Here is an 18,391-nt window from a genome sequence, read left to right on the forward strand (position 1 = left end):
TTGCGATAAAGTGAAGCTAATTTGTACTAGCTAGTTTGTTATTCATGCAGTAATTAATAACAAACCAGCTGTTTTATTTGCTACTTTTATCCCCATCTAGGCTCTACTTATTTTTTTATTGAGTATTGTTCGTTTTTTTATTGAATACTATTCTAATTTTTATTAACTAAAGAGGTTAAATCACACCACCATGTCTGACGACACTCCCAGCCCGAGTAGTTGGTCGATGCGCGGCTTAAAACGCTGGCTATCGACCGCCCCCGAAACCCGTGATGAATTGATTCGTCTGGTACAAGACTCGCGCCAGTTTTTAGAGCCTGATACGGTCGATATGCTAGAAGGCGTGCTAGATTTGCCTGCGACACAAGTCCGCGAAATCATGACGCCCCGTCCGCAAGTAATTGGTCTGCACGAGAGCACCAGTCTTGCTGAAGTGATGGACATCATTCTTGAGACCACCCATTCGCGCTATCCTGTTTTTGACAGTCAAGACGATGATGCTGTCATCGGTATCTTATTGGCAAAAGACTTAATTCCGATTTTGGTACATATGGTTCGCAACCAAGAAGACAAAATTGACAGTAAACGTCTCAAAGATTTGGTGCGTCAGCCGTTATATATCAGTGAGACGGCTCGTTCTGATACCTTGCTACGCTCATTGCAGCGTACCCAAGTACATATGGCGATTGTCGTTGATGAGTTTGGTAACTTCGGTGGTGTGGTCACCATGGAAGATTTGTTGGAAGAAATCGTTGGCGACATCGTTGATGAGCATGATGACTTTGATGAAGACAGCGATATCAATAACATCGTCCCTGATCCAGAAAAACCAAACACATGGCGTGTCCAAGCGTCTACAGTAATTGAAGACTGTAATGATGAGCTGGGTAGTCATTTTGACGATACCGATGTCGATACGATGGGCGGTTTGGTCATGCAAGCACTTGGCTTCGTTGGTGATTTAGAAGGTGAGAGCGTCGTGATAGATGATTGGAAAATTACCATTACCGATGTAGAAGGGCGATTTATCCAAAACCTAGAGCTGACCAAAACCAATGCCGAGCAACAGATATTGATAGGCAGCCACTAGCTTACTTATAGTGTCACGATAGTTGGTCAATGAATAAAACTTGTTAGCAAATTAATAAAAAACACGATGAAAAATCGTGTTTTTTGCTTTCTGCCTTTTGGTCTTTAGAATGAGGTTTTAGCTACGCAAATTTACCCACTTGTAGGTTTTGACTGGTATCATGGGTGGGTTTTATTTGTGGCCCTGCATAAAGCATTGTGCAGTCAGGTTTTGCGTGAGTGTTATCTCATCGCTTAGCTGAGAAATTTTAGAAAATATGGTTTTGGATAACTGCTATGCGTCTGTCTACTGTTGATTTACAAAAACGTCTGAACCCCGATAAGCCAAAAGGTTTACATATGGGGTTGACGGTACTATTAGCTTGGCTGGCAGGGGCAGCTTTCATACTCGCGCTCGCGCCTTATGGTATTTGGCCAGTTGCCTTGGTATCACCTGCCATCTTATATGCGTTATTGGTACCAGCGATGACAGGTCGCCGCGCCTTTCTAATTGGTCAAGCCTACGGTACGGGACTGTGGTGTGTTGGCGCGTTTTGGCTATATACCTCGATACACGTTTATGGCGATACGCCTGCATGGCTTGCGCTGATTATGATTGCGCTCATGGGTCTAGGCATGGGACTGTTCCATGGATTTTTGGCGCTCATCTTTAATCGTGTGGTCGGCAAGCAACCTTTATCTTTTGCCGCCCTGTGGATACTCCAAGAGTGGATGAAAACGTGGCTATTTACTGGTTTTCCTTGGCTATTCGTTGGTTATGCGTTTACTGAGCAGTACTGGTTGTCGTCGCTCGCGCCTGTGGCTGGTGTCTTTGCGGTTTCTTTTGTGGCGGTACTACTGGCTGCCAGTATCGTTGAGCTGTTGCGCCGCCGTGGTGGCTATATGATTCCATCGATAGCATTGCTTATCATTAGTAGCACGCTATGGTTAATCAATCCGCAGTGGACCAAACCAAAAGGCACTCCTGATCTATCGGTGTCGCTGATTCAGGGTAATATCCCGCAAGACCTAAAATGGCTCACCGAGTATCAGATTGAGACGCTAAAAATCTATGCAACGTTAACCCGTGATGAGTGGGGGCGTGACATCGTGCTGTGGCCTGAATCGTCGATTCCTATGTTTCAGACAGAAGCTGTTGGTTTTATCAGTGAAATGGTCGCAATGGCCAAAGAGACTGACACGACATGGGTGACTGGTATTCCTTATAAGGATGAAGCGGCGTTTGATGCCAGTACAGATAAATATCCTCCGTTCTACAATAGCGTGGTAGCGCTAGGAGCACAGGCAGAAGGCCTGTATAAGAAGCAACGTCTGGTGCCATTTGGGGAATATATTCCATTCCAAGGCGTGCTTGATATTCTGCCAAATCTAGCAGGTAGCCAAGACATTATGAGCTATAGTCGCGGCAGTGATCAGCAGTCGCCGCTGCGTGTTCGAGGGCACAACCTAGGCGCAGCCATCTGTTACGAAGTGGCCTATCCAGACACTACGCGCAAAAATGCGATTGGCACGGACTTCTTATTGACCATCTCAAACGATGCTTGGTTCGGTAAGTCAGCAGGCCCATTACAGCATTTACAAATGGTACAGATGCGCGCGCTAGAAAACGGTCGCTGGTTTATGCGAGCGACCAACACGGGGGTGACAGCTATTATTGACCACAAAGGTCGTATCGTAGAGCGTGCACCGCAGTTTGAACGTACTGTATTGCGCGGTGATATTCAGGCACGAGTTGGCAACACGCCGTTTATGCGCTTTGGTCAGTATCCTATGTTGTTTATCATGACACTGCTTCTGATACTCAGCTATTTGGGTAAACGTACTAAGACTCCAGTACGTTTGGTTAAGTAGTATTGTTAAGTAAAACGTGTTGATAGCGAATAATAGATAACTGATTAAGTAGTTAGCTGACCCAAGTGCCAAAAATGAATAGTTAAATTGTGGATAATAAACCCTTTAAATACTTAAGGGTTTTCACAAATCAGTATAAATTGCGATATAATAGGTCAATATTTCAAATATTTTGTGCAAGGTGGATAAGGTATGTCAGAAGGTATCGTTAATAACAATCCAAAAAAAGAGCTGTTATTCGCTTTAGGTGGCATTGCCATGTTCCTAGGTATTGTCTTACTTATTGGTGTTTCTGCATTTTTGCGTCCAGCAGGCGAGCATATCACTGCTGAGACGACTGAAGCGTCGGCTGCGGCAGATGAAGCAGAAGCCACTGCTACTGAAGAAGAAGCGGCTCCAACCGATGCAGAAGCTGCAACAACAGCAGAGGCGTCAGATGCTACAGCGCCTGAAACTGCAGCAGATGCAACACCAGCGGCAGATGCAGATAGTGCAGTCGTTACTGCGGAAGCAGGTACAGCGACTGCCTCTGGCACTGTAAACCAAGCCGCTGTTGCTGATGCTGATTTGACAGCTGAGCAAGCGGATGGTGACTTAGAGGCTGGTGAAGCTACTGAAGAGACCGCAGCACAGTAAGCTGTAGTATGACTGTGTAAATGATCTAAAATAGTGCTACTTAACTATAAAATGAGTCTTATTATGAAGTCTCTATCAACAGTGCTATAAGCATAATGATACAGTTCTAAATAGTCATAAAAAGAGCCCGTTCTCAACCATTGAGAGCGGGCTTTTTTTTATGAGTATTTGTGTAATTTTTGACCAATTTTTTCTTTACTTGATTATAACCAAGTGAAACAATGTTCCGCCTATATGACCGTCCATCTGGATAATCAGGGGTTTGGTCATTACAAATATGATCTTTAAAGGAATAAAGTTATGGGCACAGAAACAAATTCGGGGGCTAGTGCAGCAGAGTTAGAAGCTCTAGACAATGGCTTTATGGGACATCCTGCGCCCTTACGCTCATTGTTTTTTACCGAAATGTGGGAGCGGTTCTCCTATTATAGTATTCGTCCACTATTGGTTTTATTTATGGTGGCAACAGTGAGCAGTGGCGGTTTTGGCTTTAGTGAAGTCACCGCTTCTGCTATTTATGGTATTTTCGCTGGTTCGTTATACTTAGCAGCAGTACCAGGTGGCTGGTTAGCAGATAACTGGCTAGGTCAAGAGCGTGCGCTGTGGTGGGGTAGTATCATTATTGCCCTTGGTCACTTGTGTATCGCGCTTTCAGCGATGTTTGGTATGACGCTTTTCTTCGTTGGTTTAATCTGTATTGTCTTGGGCTCAGGGTTATTTAAGACCTGTATCTCAGTGATGGTTGGTGCCTTGTACCCGAAAGGCGACTCTCGCCGTGATGGCGGTTTCACCTTATTTTATATGGGGATCAATATCGGTGCGTTATTAGCGGCACTTATCGTCGGCGTATTCAAAGAAAAAGGCATGTGGCATGTCGGCTTTGGCGTTGGTGGTTTGGGTATGTTGGTCTCATTACTGATTTATCGTTTTGTCGCGCAAAAGAACTTAACGCGTTATGCACGCGCCAAAGGTATTTCTGCTGAGTGGGAAAAATCTAACGACCATTACAAAAACATCGGTCGCTGGGTTGGTGGTTTCGTTGCGTTGCTAGTAGCCGCAGTGCTACTAGTGTCTACTGGCATGATATCGTTCAATCCTGAGATGGTTGCAGAGTATATGACGTACATCATTGCTGCGGTGGTTATCTTATATTTCGCTATTATGTTTATCTCACCGCGATTGGATAAGACGGACAAACTACGCTTATTAATTTGTTTTGTCTTAATCATTGGTTCGACGCTGTTTTGGTCAAGCTTTGAGCAGCAGCCAACGTCTTTTAACTTATTTGCTGATCGTTATACCGATCTGAATGTTTTAGGGTTTGAGATACCAAGTATTTGGTTCCAGTCATTGAACCCACTATTTATTTTGATATTGGCACCTATCATTAGCATCATCTGGGTCAAGCTTGGTAACCGCGGTCTTGAGCCTAGCAGTATGGCTAAGTTTGCACTCGGTATGCTACTGGCAGCCGCAGGTTTTGCCTTGATGATTTTTGCCTCTAAAAGCATTTTAGCGCCTGGTGCTGGCTTGGCATCGCCACTATGGTTGGTAGGCAGTCTCTTGCTATTAACGTTGGGTGAGTTAGCATTAAGCCCAGTTGGGTTATCTGCCATGACTAAGCTGGCGCCAGAGGGTATGCAAGGGCAAATGATGGGGTTATTCTTTGCTTCTATCGCTATGGGTAACTTGGTTGCTGCTTTCTTTGGTGGGCATGTATCTGCTGACAAAATTGAAGGGTTACCAGATCTATTTACTACCATGACCATCTTCTTGGTAGTTACCGCTGTACTATTATTGATACTAGCAAAACCTATCAATAAAATGCTTAAAGAAAGCGAGCGTGAGAAACAGCTGGCCAAGCAATAAAATAGTCTGATGTACATTTGTGATTAACAACAGCACAAGTGACATATGATGAGACGTGTTACCATTACTGGTAGCACGTTTTATTGTTTTAGTTGGTGGGATATTTAGCACAAGCTATTGAAAGCTTATTATCCGCCCAAACATCTAATGATAGCTCACCATAAATATCCGTGAGGCAATATTAATCTCAATTTTTTATTCTCAATAAGTAGAAGCAATTACCCAAACAGACATAATTAGATAGTTAAACAAGTAGACTGTTTGCTTGAATAATTGCTATCGATAATAAATATCTTATTAAAACTAAAGCGGTATCAACAACTCAAACAAGACGACTATTAGAGCAAGACGATTGTAGATAATCGCTCCATCATCAAATTTTTATAACTTCTATAAGGACACATTCAATGAATAAACAAGCCATTCACGAACGTATTGCTAACTTACGCAGCACCTTAGTCGCGCAAGATCTCACCGCAATCATCGTACCGTCTGCTGATCCACATTTATCTGAATATCTACCAGAATACTGGCAAGCACGCTTATGGTTGTCAGGGTTTACCGGTTCTGTCGGCACGCTTGTTGTGACTGCTGATTTTGCAGGTCTATGGACGGATAGCCGTTATTGGGTACATGCTGCCGAACAGCTAGAAGGCACAGGTATTACTTTAGAAAAGCTTGCGCCAGGTCAGCCAAATCATATCGATTGGCTAGCCGACCATTTGCAAGAAGGGGATAGCGTAGCAGTAGACGGCAATGTGCTATCTATCGCTGAGCAAGATCGCCTGCTAAATGCCTTTGATGCCAATGACATTACTTTGATTACTGAACGTGATGTGCTGACAGAGATTTGGAAAGATCGTCCGGCACTACCAGCGGCCAAATTATACGCTCATGATGAGCAGTTCCTTGCTCAGTCTGCCACCTCAAAACTTGCAGCAGTACGTGAAGGCATGGCAGAAGCGGGTGCGACCCATCATTTACTCTCAAGTCTAGACGATATCGCTTGGTTGACGAACTTGCGCGGTGCTGATGTTGATTATAATCCGGTATTCTTGTCACATATGTTGATTGACGCAGACAAAGCAACGTTGTTTGTTGATACTGATAAAGTAAGCGAAGATATTGCACAGAGTCTAAAAGACAGCGGTATCACATTAGCTGACTATTCTGCTGTGCAAGAGGCATTGAGCGCATTAACGCCAGACGATTTATTATTGTTAGATCCGAGCAAAGTCGCAGTAGGTACACTCTCAAAAATGGCAGACGATGTTGGCTTTATTGAGCAAATGGCACCTAGCACATTACTCAAATCTGTAAAATCTGATGCAGATATCGATCATGTGCGTGAAGCGATGCGTCAAGATGGCGCTGCTTTGGCTGAGTTTTTTGAGACATTTGAACAGCGTCTAGCAAACGGCGAGCGTTTAAGTGAACTAGATGTTGATAGCATGCTGATAGATGTGCGCAGTCGTCAGCCGCATTATGTCTCGCCAAGCTTCCCGACCATCGCAGGCTTTAACGAAAATGGTGCGTTGCCACATTACCGCGCAACGCCAGAAAAATTCAGCTACCTTGATGTGGCCGAGGGCAAAGGCGGATTGCTACTGATTGACTCAGGCGCACAGTATCAAAACGGTACGACTGATATCACCCGCGTAGTCGGTATTGGGCAAGTTACCGCCGAGCATAAACGCGACTTTACGATTGTGCTAAAAGCCCACATTGCGCTGGCTCGTGCGCATTTCCCTGATGGTATCGCCTCACCGTTGATCGATGCTATTTGCCGTGCGCCATTGTGGCAAGCACAGATGGACTATGGTCATGGTACGGGTCACGGCGTTGGTTATTTCTTAAACGTACATGAAGGCCCACAGGTCATCGCTTATAGTGCCAGCACGCCAAAAGAGCGTGCGATGAAAGTCGGTATGATTTCTAGTAATGAGCCAGGTCTATACCGTGAAGGAAAATGGGGTATCCGTATCGAGAACTTGGTAGTAAATACGCCAGTTGCTAAGCCTACTGAGACAGAGTTTGGTGATTTCTTAAACTTTGAGACCATCACTTACTGCCCAATCGATACGCGTCTGATTGAGCCGTCACTGTTGGATCAAACCGAGATTGATTGGCTAAATAACTATCATAGCCAAGTCTTCGCAGAGCTAAAAGATCGTGTTGAAGGTGCAGCGCTTGAGTGGTTGACTGAACGTACTAAAGCCATTTAATACCAAGCTCAAAACATTAACTAAAAGTACTAAAAAGCCCCGTAAATAATTTACGGGGCTTTTTAGTGTTCGTTATTTAATACTTACTACTGAGCAGCTGTTTCTAAATATACGTCTAACACTGAAAAATAATCACTATTAGTGGATGATTTTCTTAGCAGCTTCATTATTAGTAGTTGAGTCGTTTTGTTCGCTAAAGTGTTGAGTGACCTCAGCACGTAGCCAAGACTTTAGGTTTTCAGACATTAGCATCATTTGCTCACTTAGATAGTCATCGACCTGTGTTTCTAGCTCGCGGATTAGCTGTTGGTGTGTTGCATCTAGCTTCGCGTCTTTTAATGCCAAATTAATCGCTGCACTGGCTTTATTATTAATATCTTTAATATGGTTATCGCTAAGCGTATGTGCCTGTTCGCCAATGTTTCTGTTATCAGCATTTTTATTATCGCTAGCATTGCTTTCAGTATTTACGACTTCTGATGCCACTTTTTCAATCTTTGCGTTAGAATTTTCAGTAACAAAATCGTCAGTAACAGTGATATCTGCAACGACTTTATCTGTGTTTGAGTTAGCTACGTCGGTAGCAGCCAGTTCTTTGTCGTTGTCTGTCTTTAACGCTGACTGCTCATTTTTTTCTTGTTCTTTTCGAGTCGCTTCTGCTTTGAATGTGGCTTCTTCTGTTTCTTTTTTCTTCTGCTCGTCTTCTAGCTTTTGTTTTGCAGCGGCCGCGTCTTCTTTCTCTTGTTTGTCCGTGATCGCTTTAGCAATGGCTTGTTCTGCATTGTAGTTGTCATATAGCTCGTCTACATGCGCATCTAAATCATGAGTATTAAAAGTGAAGTCTTCAAATGAGGTATCAGGTTGTAGCAGGGTAGTGATGTCTTTTAGTTCTTGGGTAATCGCTGCGCGTACTGGCTCAGGCGCACACGTCCAGCGTTGATAAAACTGATGGGAAAATGAGTAGCTTGACATGGTATCTTCCATAAATGTTCCAAAAATTACCCCTTATCATACGCAAGTACGATAAGGGGCTGCAAGTGGACAAACGTAGCAAATCTGACACCAACGTTACAACGCACTCATTACCATGCGCTGCAATTTAGTTGGGTGGCTGTTATTGATTGACAGGCCAGCGAGCAAATACCAATGAGCCATTGGTACCACCAAAGCCAAAGCTGTTGGATACTGCATACTGCAGGTTATCAACTTTGCGTGATTGATTAGCCACATAATCAAGGTTACAGTTGTCCTCGACATCATCTAGATTGATCGTAGGTGGTACATGCTGATGTTGTAGCGCAAGTACTGTAAAGATGGCTTCAACTCCGCCAGCGGCACCAAGTAAGTGACCGGTCATTGACTTGGTTGAACTCACCAAAATGCTGTCTTTCACTGGCGAAAATACCGTTTCGATAGCAATTGATTCGGCGACGTCACCTGCAGGTGTACTGGTACCGTGTGCATTGACATAACCGACGCTTGATGGTTCAATCCCAGCATCATTGAGTGCATTGCGCATGGCTTTTGCAGCGCCGCTACCATCTTCTGGTGGTGCGGTAATATGACTGGCATCATCGCTCATGCCAAACCCGACCAGCTCTGCCAGTATTGTGGCACCGCGCGCTTTGGCGTGAGCAAGGCTTTCTAATATCACCACGCCAGCACCATCACCAAGTACAAAACCGTCACGACCTTTATCAAACGGACGTGAGGCTTTGGTTGGCTCATCGTTGCGCGTAGATAGTGCGTGCATCGCACTAAAGCCAGCTATACCAAGTGGGCTAGAACCCTTTTCACTACCGCCTGCCAACATAACGTCAGCATCACCATAAGCGATCAAACGAGCAGCAAGACCCATAGCGTGAGTCGCCGTGGTACAAGCCGTTGATGTCGCAAGGTTCGGGCCTTTTAACTTATGCTTAATCGCTACCAGTCCAGCGGCCATATTGACGATAGAGCCTGGGATAATAAAAGGTGAGACTTTGCCCGCGCCTTTTTCGTGTAGGGTATCACGACTGTTTTCAATCGTTTGAATACCGCCAATACCTGAACCTAAAATAATACCAAAGCGATCTTGGTCAACGCCTTGCACAGGTGCATCAGCAGCACTGACTTCCTCGATAAAACCAGCGTGCTTTAGGGCCATAGCAGAAGCGGCAACCCCATAATGCATGAACTCATCATAGCGACGTGCATCTTTAGCATTCATATATTGCTTGGCATCGAAGTCTTTGATCACGCCTGCGATTTGCGCACGGTAGCCGGTGGCATCGAAATGCGTAATCGGGGAGATACCACTCTCGCCATTGAGCAATTTGGTCCATGAGCTATCGACGTCTAGACCGAGCGGCGTAATAGCGCCCATACCTGTGACTACCACACGCGTATCATCAGAACGCTCGTAGTGAGGTGGTTTTTGACGCGATTTATGTACAGGTGCTGCAGTCATATTATTTGTGTCATCAGTGGTGGCTTGGTCGATAGGTGAACTACTATTCTGGCTCATGCGATATATCCTATACTTACAGGTCCTAAGAGGATGGCGTTTCAAAAGTCATTATAAAACACATAGGTGCACGTATGTAAACTAAAATTTAACTGGTCAGGCAAAACATACTTGACCCAATACCACGCCTTTATTTGCACCGGTTACCGCTGGTAAATTACCAGTTTCACCCATCAATGTTTGTCTGGCTAACCATGCAAAAGCAACGGCCTCTACCCACGTTGGCGCAAGTCCTAAATGTTTAGTGGTTTTTACTGTGCAATGGGGTAGGTGTGCTTGCAGGCGTGCCATTAAATAGTCATTCAATGCGCCGCCACCGCAAACATAAACCGAGCTGTTTTTTGAATGACTGATAAACGTATTAATTTGCGTACTGGCACTGATAGCCGTTAGCTCAGTCAAGGTTGCTTGCACATCGGCTGCTGAATAACTGATGTTAGCATTGGCTTGCTCAAAAGCCTGTAGCTCATCTTGCAACCAAGTTAAGTTAAAGTCCTCACGACCGGTGCTTTTTGGATGAGCCTGAGCAAAAAACGAATGTGCCAAAAGTTGCTGTAATAATGGCTCAATGAGGGTTCCAGATTGCGCCCAAGCGCCACCTGCGTCATAAGAGTTATCTGTATGCAACGAGGTCCATGCATCCAATAACAAGTTGGCAGGTCCCGTATCATAGCCAACAACTTGAACTTCTTCACTGGCTGGCAAGACGGTTATATTAGCAATACCACCTAAGTTTAATAGCACACGGGTACTATCAGGATTGGCAAATAGTGCCTGATGAAACGCAGGTACTAAAGGCGCACCTTGACCACCAACTGCCATGTCACGACGTCGGAAATCACTGACCACGCTGATACCTGTGCGCTCAGCGATGATATTGGCATCGACCAGTTGCAAGCTAAAACCCATCTGCGGGCGATGGCGTACGGTCTGTCCATGACAGCCAATCGCTAACACTGACTCAGGATCGGTATTTGATTGCTGCAATAGCGTATTGACCACTTCGCTCGCGAACTCAGCATACGCGCGACTTGCCCAACCGAACCAATCCAATTCACTTTTTGGTTCATCGGCCTCTGGTAAAAGTTGATTTACACCATTCGGCTGACATAATGCCAGTAAAACTTCACGCAGACGGGGCGGAAAGTCTTGGCTATAGGTCGCAAGCAGTTGCATTGGCGGTTGAGTGTTGTCTTCGTTGCTCATCTCAGGATTAAATTGACAAAGGACAGCATCCATACCGTCCAAACTGGTGCCAGACATCATGCCGATATATAAGCCATCATCGAAGCTTTCAAATACTGTTTGCTCAAGTGCATCCGTTAAGGTGGCATAGTTCGAATTATCAAAGGTCAAATCATCAATATCGTCTGAAGGGTTATCCAAACCACTATTCATAAGCAAGTTTGCGAGGGCATTATGGTCAGTATCAGCAATCGATGCGGGGTTGGTCATGGCAATTTACCTTAAAAAACGCTAGTATATCCGTCAAATTCTAGCATTTTTTCTGACCCTTTGAGCTTCTAAACGTCATAAGGTGTTGAGACAGTAACCGCCATTCATAAAAATCCTAATTAAAGCGACATATAGAGAGAACCATGACCAATCAAACTTACACCCTAGAAGAACAACTGGCCCTTATTCAGCGCGGTACGCAAGAGATATTATCTGAAGAAGACTTAGTGGCTAAGCTAAAGCTCAATCGTCCACTACGTATCAAGGCCGGCTTTGATCCTACCGCACCAGATCTACATTTAGGTCACACAGTGCTGATCAATAAACTTAAGCATTTCCAAGATTTGGGTCATGAGATTTATTTTCTAATTGGCGATTATACCGCCAAGATTGGTGACCCTTCTGGCAAAAACAGCACGCGTCCACCGTTGACTGATGAGCAAATCAAAGCCAACGCCACGACTTATGCTGAGCAAGTATTTAAAATCTTGGACAAAGAAAAGACTCGCGTGGTCTTTAACTCTGAGTGGTTCAATGACATGAGTGCCGCTGATATGATTCAGTTAGCCAGTCAGCAAACCGTCTCGCGTATGCTAGAGCGTGATGACTTCTCAAAACGCTATGCATCACAAACGCCCATCTCTATCCATGAGTTTCTTTATCCGTTAGTACAAGGCTACGATTCTATCGCCCTAAAAGCTGACGTTGAGCTTGGCGGTACCGATCAGACCTTTAACTTGCTAATGGGTCGCACGCTGCAAGGACGCTATGGCCAAGAACCACAAGTGTGTATCACTGTGCCAATTTTAGAAGGCCTAGATGGTGTCAACAAAATGTCCAAATCACTGGGCAACTATGTCGCTATCTATGATACACCAGGCACCATGTATCAAAAAATCCTGTCGATGCCGGACACACTGATCCATCGTTATTTTGAGTTCTTAAGCTTTAAGCCAATGGAAGAAGTGGAAAGCTTGATGCGTGAAATGGAAGACGGACGCAACCCACAAGAAATCAAACGTATCCTTGCCGAAGAATTAATCGAGCGCTTCCATGATGCTGATGCCGCTGCTAATGCGCACAAATCTGCCGGTAACGTCTTAGCCGATGGCGAGCTACCAGTCGACTTGCCAGAAATTATGTTGGATATAGAAGGGCAAGATGCGTTATTTATTACTCAAATCCTGAACCAAGCTAAGCTCGCTAAAAACAACTCAGCAGCCAAAGACATGGTAAAACGTGGCGCGGTCAAAGTAGATGGCGAAGTCGTTGATGGTGGCTTTAGTCTAACCTCAGGTCAGACGGTTGTTATTCAAGCAGGCAAAAAGGCTTATGCGAAAGTGACAGTCGGTTAGATAATCTATAAAAATGATTAAAAGTGAGGTCGGCAGTCATTGTCGACCTTTTTTATGAAGCGATAATTAGTAGCCATTTTTAATAGTAGGAGTTTGCTATGACTAAAACCATCCACCAAGGCATTTACCGCCATTATAAAGGTAGCTTGTATCAAGTATTGCATACGGCGCAGCATTCAGAAACCGAAGAATCGCTAGTGGTATATCGTTGCTTATATGGTGAGTATGGCGTGTGGGTTCGCCCATTAGACATGTTCGCTGAGACGGTCACGGTTGATGGTAAGGAAATACCACGCTTTGAATTGATTAAACTATTGAATGATTAATACTTAGCCAATGATTTAGATTGAATTTAGCGCAAAAAAACGACCCGTTGAGGTCGTTTTTTTGTGCATTATTAAAAACCCATCATTAAGCGTTCAGAAACTCTTTCAATACTTTATAAAATGCCACAGGTGCATCCATCGGCACGGCATGGCCTGATGTCGGCAAAATAATACTGTACGCATTGGGCAGCAGAGTGGTCAAACGTTGTTGCCATTCTGCATTATATAACTGCGAGCGCGCACCAATCAGTAAGGTAGTCGGAATATTGACTGTTGGTAAAACCTCGCGGTAATCGTAGGGCAATGCAACATAAGCTGATAGGCAGCGCAGTTTGTGTTGCCAAGTCGCGTGCTCCATTAATGAGATTTTGTGCGGCGCCCGATAACTGAGAGCTTTTACCAGTAATTGCGAAGGTTTGCTACTGACAGAGAGCATAGAAAAAGAGCGCTCCATGTCTAATAGATTTACTTTTAATCGATAGGGCAGGTGACGGAAGTCAACCATTTGCTCGGCTTGTAGATAAGGAGCAGTGTCGGTAATTAACTGTGTAAATTGCGCAAACAATTCGGTTTGTCGTGTACCAAATACACCGCCACCTTGCCAGTCTGGCTGATTATGAATAATCGGTGCTTGATCAATGTTCAGATAGTGACTGACGCGCTGAGTACCAAAGCGCTGAAAATATGCCCACATGACCAATGCTCCCATCGATATCGCGGCAACAGGAAAAACCTCAAAGCCGGTTTCTTCGCTCACGTATTCAAACACATCTTGGGTATCTTGTGCATATTGCTCAATAAAATCAAACGTTGGCAGTGTTAGGTTACTGGCCAAACCAAAACCTCTAAAATGCGGCAAGTAAAAGCAGTAGTGCTGAATGAGCGGTAACATAAATGGCAAAAATTGCCGCGCATCCATACCAAAAGCGTGCATTAATAGGACAGGTTTACCTTTCCCAATGACAGAGACGGGCAACAGCGTTCCATCAGCTGTTTGGACAGTAATGGTCTTTAGCTGGTAGGGAGTAGAACAGGGTATGAGGTCTTTTTTCATAGAGTGATATCTCTTTGATTTTTAAGCTGTCTCGGTCAATTTAGCTAAGAAAGTATTGCAGTAGAGTACACCGCTATAAAATAGTAATACCGCGAATAAAAGACTGCTATATTAAAGCTATGGCCTGACCATAGAATAGAATTTGGCTGGCGGTAAAAGCAGTAGCGTTAACTGACAAGGATATAAGTGCATGAGCAGATCAACATTGCCATTACTCGATAGTAGCCTATATCCACAAGTATGGCAGCAGCAGATATTTGCCAGTCCGCAAGCGCTTTTACTGTCGATGTTGTCTGCTACTTTGAGTAGGGAGGTCACAATTGATGCCAGTGCTTTTACGAAGCAGTTATTGGCAGATGATGTTTATCAAGAATGGATTAATACCACAGTATTTGGGCGTTATTTGCATCGTAACTTCACCGCATTCTATCAGCAGACAGAAGACAGTTTTAACACAGATATGCCTGCATTGTTCCGTCAAGAACTAGTACGCCATGCGCAGTACTTACCATTAGGTCAGGTATTGTTTTTTGCAGGAGATATGCCCAAAAGTGTACGACAGACGAAGACGTTAACCACGACGGTAAATCCAGCGACTGCGATAATAAATGCTCAAACGCTGAACATGAATACTTCAAGGTTAATTATTAATCAGATAACCATCACTGGTAAGCAAGTATTGGGGTTTGCGATACGTCACAATAAGCGTACTAGCGAACGTCTGCGTAACGAAGTGCTGATTTTGGACTTTCAGGTTTTGCGTTTGGTCAATGAGCAAGCTATTGAAGACATAAAAAAAAGCAATACAGATGACTCTATATTGCTTCGATCGTATGAGATACGCTAACAGGTTCGGTGTTGATAAGTGATATATCGATAATCAACATTGATACTAAAACTAGCCGAGCAGTTAATATTAATCTTGCTTGGCAATCGTTAGCCCATTATAGGTCTGGGCGACTGGCATTACTTCTAGGCGGTTGACGTTAATATGAGCAGGCGACTCAATCAACCATAACAAAATATCGCCGATATCTTCACCTGTCATGGTTTTAAAGCCATCATACACCTTGGCAGCTTTGTCATCGTCGCCGTGATAGCGCACGTTTGAAAACTCAGTGCCAGCCACATTGCCAGGTTCAAGGTTGGTCACGCGTACTTGGGTGCCAATCAGATCCGCTCGCAAGTTTAAGCTGAACTGTTTTACAAACGCTTTAGTTGCGCCGTAAACGTTACCACCGAAGTAAGGCCAGCTACCAGCAATCGAACCGACATTGATGACATAGCCACTGTCACGCTCAACCATCGTTGGTAAGACGGCATGGGTTAACGCCATCAAGCCTTTAATATTGGTATCAGTCATACGCATCCAGTCATCAAGACTGGCTTTGTGAGCAGGCTCTGTACCCAGTGCCAATCCTGCATTATTGACCAAGACATCGATTTGTTTAAAATCATCAGGCAAGTCAGCAATGATTTGCGGGATAGAAGCTGTATCACTCACATCCATAACCACGGGTAAAAAAGCCTCACCTAAAGTCTCTGCCAAAGCATTCAGTTTATCAAGGCGTCTGGCGCAACCAATCACGCGATGGCCGTTAGCAATCAAACGCTCTGCCAATACTTTACCAAAACCCGCGCTTGCTCCTGTAATCAATACGTTCATGATCTGTCCTTATTATTGATGTTGTCTGCTGTTGCCATAATTTTGATGACGGCTTTATTTGCCCTAATGCGACTTATCTATTCGATAACTGCTTACCAAAAATCTTATCACCAGCATCGCCTAGACCTGGGATGATGTAACCGTGCTCATCTAAATGGCTGTCTAATGCAGCGGTATAGATAGTCACGTCAGGATGCGCTTCATTTACCAAGCGTACGCCTTCAGGTGCAGCCACTAATACTAATGCTTTAATGTTAGTACAGCCGTTTTTCTTTAGCATCTCAATAGTCGCAACCATTGAGCCGCCCGTGGCTAGCATTGGATCAATGATCAGCGCAGGACGTTTGTCCATGTGGCTCACGAATTTTTCAAAGAACGGTACTGGCTGCAATGTTTCTTCATCACGTTGTAGACCGACCACAGAAATCTTAGCAGTAGGGATTAGATCGAGCACCCCATCAAGCATGCCGATACCTGCGCGTAAAATCGGTACGATCGTCGCCGTCTTACCGATGATTTGCTCACCAGTGATTTCGCCACACCAGCCTTCCATTGGGAAAGTTTCGATTTCAAAATCACGGCTTGCTTCATAAGCCATCAAGCGCGCAAGCTCTTTGGTCAATGTACGAAATTTATAAGTACTACAGTCTTTTTCGCGCATAAGGCTGAGTTTATGACGGACTAGTGGATGATCGATTACCGTAATTTTTAAATCGCTGTTTAAGTCACTCATAAGTACTCTCTTGGTTTCTTGTCTGATGCTTGCGCAGTTACTGCGGTTGCTATTAGTATAAAAGATACAAACACTTACCGCACTTTAACCATATCTTCAGCTTATAAATAGTAAAGTGAAATCCTTCACAATCAAGCCAATTAACTACTTTACGACAGTGCTGGTTTATCGCAATGACAATATTTGCGTTCACAGCTGCCATCAAAGCCTAAGCAATTCAGGCTAAGTAAAATGATATCGCGCTATTTGAGTCAACTGATTGAACCGACTAAGTTTGACTATATAACGTGATTATAAGTGAGGTAGTGTTTAGACTTGCTATGATACCAAAAAAACCGCTTTTCTGATGAAGAATATCATGACTATAAAAATACCAAGCACTCAAAAAACCACTGATACTAAACTGACATCATTTGATGACAAAGCCACAGAGCTTGAAACCCATCCTTTTGAACCTGTCTTACCGCCCAATGCCACGGTCATGATGATGGGTACTTTTCCACCGACTGCTGATAAATGGGCAATGAGCTTTCATTATCCCAATTTTTATAATGATATGTGGCGGATATATGGTCGAGTATTTTTTGATGATGCTGACTACTTTAGAGTAGGCGATGAAAAACGCTTTGACCCTGAGCGCATTCGAGATTTCATGTTTGAACGTGGCATTGCTTCTTGTCCGACAGTAAAGCAGGCGATCCGTGAGACGGGTAATGCTTCGGATAAAAATCTAACAGTAGTCACACCTGTTGATTTAGAGGTTATCTTGCCGCAAGTGCCGAAGGTAGCGTCATTGTTTACGACAGGAGGTAAGGCGACCGAAGTACTGCTCGGATTACTAGATGAGCCAATTGCTAAATCAAAGCATCCGAAAACCAATCAAAGTATGGATTACCCTTATCAATGGCAGAATGCGAATAATAAAAAAACGGATGTTAATGACTTAACCTTATATAGATTACCGTCAACCTCACGTGCCTATCCATTATCGTTGGATAAGAAAGTCGCGGCTTATAAGGCGTTTTTTGAAAAGATGGGTAAGTTATAAAGTTCAAATAGAGAAATGGTTGCACTAATAGAAGATAAAGCTCAAAAGATAGTAAAGGGTATTTATACTAGTAAAGCTAAACGTTTTTGATGTTATGAAGTATAGTAAATAGCACATTTATAGTCAGTCTTTAAACCTATTGAAATTAATTAAACGATAACCCATTGAAAAAAATACAGATTTATTCATCTACTAAAATAAGTTTAAAAACATTAATAAAACGGGTTGACACAAAAGTTAAACCGTCTATAATACGCACCTCATCAAGACGAGCTGGAAGTAGCTAGTGTGTAATTACACATTAATAACCCAGTTAACTTGTTGAAACAAATTAAAAAAAGAAGTTGACAGACTATTAAAACATGATATGATGGTCAGCTCGCTAAATAGGATAAGCCACATTGGCTGACTTGTTTAGTTTGAAATACTAGCACTGGACGACAGTGTCAGACATTATTTAAAAGCATAACTAAAGAACAACTTGTGTGGATTTTTGCTGATTCAGAATGCTAAAAAATAAAGTTGACTATCTTTTCTTTTCGGAAAGATTATTAACTATAAAAATTATCATTTAACTA

At 43.7% G+C, this 18,391-nt stretch carries 15 protein-coding genes; 9 read left to right on the forward strand and 6 right to left on the reverse strand.

Translation table 11 applies throughout. The features are described from left to right. The first annotated feature begins 190 nt into the window (after positions 1 to 190). The 5 genes from JMX63_RS08440 to JMX63_RS08460 all read left to right on the forward strand — a co-directional run bounded on the left by JMX63_RS08440 (position 191) and on the right by JMX63_RS08460 (position 7,670). Positions 191 to 1,090 carry a CBS domain-containing protein gene (locus JMX63_RS08440; RefSeq protein WP_201572021.1) on the forward strand — a complete coding sequence of 300 codons (900 nt, stop codon included), beginning with the start codon at positions 191 to 193 and terminating at the stop codon, positions 1,088 to 1,090. Between the two features lie 275 nt (positions 1,091 to 1,365). After that, positions 1,366 to 2,940, forward strand: a complete 1,575-nt coding sequence (lnt, locus tag JMX63_RS08445) for an apolipoprotein N-acyltransferase (protein ID WP_201572023.1) — start codon at positions 1,366 to 1,368, stop codon at positions 2,938 to 2,940. A gap of 192 nt (positions 2,941 to 3,132) precedes the next feature. Next, positions 3,133 to 3,576 carry a hypothetical protein gene (locus tag JMX63_RS08450; protein WP_102093922.1) on the forward strand — a complete coding sequence of 148 codons (444 nt, stop codon included), beginning with the start codon at positions 3,133 to 3,135 and terminating at the stop codon, positions 3,574 to 3,576. A 300-nt stretch (positions 3,577 to 3,876) separates the two neighbouring features. Beyond that, positions 3,877 to 5,445: a peptide MFS transporter gene (locus tag JMX63_RS08455; RefSeq protein ID WP_201572025.1), complete on the forward strand. Its 1,569-nt coding sequence runs from the start codon at positions 3,877 to 3,879 to the stop codon at positions 5,443 to 5,445. A gap of 407 nt (positions 5,446 to 5,852) precedes the next feature. Continuing rightward, positions 5,853 to 7,670: an aminopeptidase P family protein gene (locus JMX63_RS08460; RefSeq protein ID WP_201572027.1), complete on the forward strand. Its 1,818-nt coding sequence runs from the start codon at positions 5,853 to 5,855 to the stop codon at positions 7,668 to 7,670. Between the two features lie 138 nt (positions 7,671 to 7,808). On the opposite strand, the gene JMX63_RS08465 is transcribed toward JMX63_RS08460, so the two are convergent. The 3 genes from JMX63_RS08465 to JMX63_RS08475 all read right to left on the reverse strand — a co-directional run bounded on the left by JMX63_RS08465 (position 7,809) and on the right by JMX63_RS08475 (position 11,631). Continuing rightward, positions 7,809 to 8,654 (reverse strand): cell envelope integrity protein TolA, encoded by an 846-nt coding sequence (locus tag JMX63_RS08465; protein WP_201572029.1) that lies wholly within the window; start codon positions 8,652 to 8,654, stop codon positions 7,809 to 7,811. 130 nt (positions 8,655 to 8,784) lie between these two features. Next, positions 8,785 to 10,119, reverse strand: coding sequence for a beta-ketoacyl-ACP synthase II (fabF, locus tag JMX63_RS08470; protein WP_201572040.1), 1,335 nt, complete (start codon positions 10,117 to 10,119; stop codon positions 8,785 to 8,787). 153 nt (positions 10,120 to 10,272) lie between these two features. Further along, positions 10,273 to 11,631, reverse strand: coding sequence for an anhydro-N-acetylmuramic acid kinase (locus JMX63_RS08475; RefSeq protein ID WP_201572031.1), 1,359 nt, complete (start codon positions 11,629 to 11,631; stop codon positions 10,273 to 10,275). 143 nt (positions 11,632 to 11,774) lie between these two features. Here JMX63_RS08475 and tyrS point away from each other — a divergent pair, with 143 nt between their 5' ends. Together tyrS and JMX63_RS08485 are read left to right on the forward strand one after the other, a co-directional pair. Then, positions 11,775 to 12,986: a tyrosine--tRNA ligase gene (gene tyrS, locus JMX63_RS08480; protein ID WP_201572032.1), complete on the forward strand. Its 1,212-nt coding sequence runs from the start codon at positions 11,775 to 11,777 to the stop codon at positions 12,984 to 12,986. Positions 12,987 to 13,084: 98 nt separating this feature from the next. After that, positions 13,085 to 13,312 (forward strand): DUF1653 domain-containing protein, encoded by a 228-nt coding sequence (locus JMX63_RS08485; RefSeq protein WP_201572033.1) that lies wholly within the window; start codon positions 13,085 to 13,087, stop codon positions 13,310 to 13,312. An 85-nt stretch (positions 13,313 to 13,397) separates the two neighbouring features. Here the strand turns inward: JMX63_RS08485 and JMX63_RS08490 are convergent, their stop codons facing one another. Next, complete coding sequence (locus tag JMX63_RS08490; RefSeq protein WP_201572034.1) at positions 13,398 to 14,366, reverse strand: alpha/beta fold hydrolase; 969 nt, start codon at positions 14,364 to 14,366, stop codon at positions 13,398 to 13,400. A 190-nt stretch (positions 14,367 to 14,556) separates the two neighbouring features. Here JMX63_RS08490 and JMX63_RS08495 point away from each other — a divergent pair, with 190 nt between their 5' ends. Further along, positions 14,557 to 15,213: a hypothetical protein gene (locus JMX63_RS08495; protein WP_201572035.1), complete on the forward strand. Its 657-nt coding sequence runs from the start codon at positions 14,557 to 14,559 to the stop codon at positions 15,211 to 15,213. A 69-nt stretch (positions 15,214 to 15,282) separates the two neighbouring features. Here the strand turns inward: JMX63_RS08495 and JMX63_RS08500 are convergent, their stop codons facing one another. Then, a complete protein-coding gene (locus JMX63_RS08500) occupies positions 15,283 to 16,032 on the reverse strand; it encodes an SDR family NAD(P)-dependent oxidoreductase (RefSeq protein ID WP_201572036.1) in 750 nt (249 codons plus the stop codon). Positions 16,033 to 16,105: 73 nt separating this feature from the next. Then, a complete protein-coding gene (upp, locus tag JMX63_RS08505) occupies positions 16,106 to 16,765 on the reverse strand; it encodes a uracil phosphoribosyltransferase (protein WP_057761878.1) in 660 nt (219 codons plus the stop codon). A gap of 481 nt (positions 16,766 to 17,246) precedes the next feature. Here upp and JMX63_RS08510 point away from each other — a divergent pair, with 481 nt between their 5' ends. Next, positions 17,247 to 17,813 carry a DNA glycosylase gene (locus JMX63_RS08510; RefSeq protein WP_367179724.1) on the forward strand — a complete coding sequence of 189 codons (567 nt, stop codon included), beginning with the start codon at positions 17,247 to 17,249 and terminating at the stop codon, positions 17,811 to 17,813. Positions 17,814 to 18,391: the final 578 nt, after the last annotated feature.

Origin of the sequence: Psychrobacter nivimaris (genome assembly GCF_904846365.1) — a bacterium.
GTDB lineage: Bacteria > Pseudomonadota > Gammaproteobacteria > Pseudomonadales > Moraxellaceae > Psychrobacter > Psychrobacter nivimaris_B.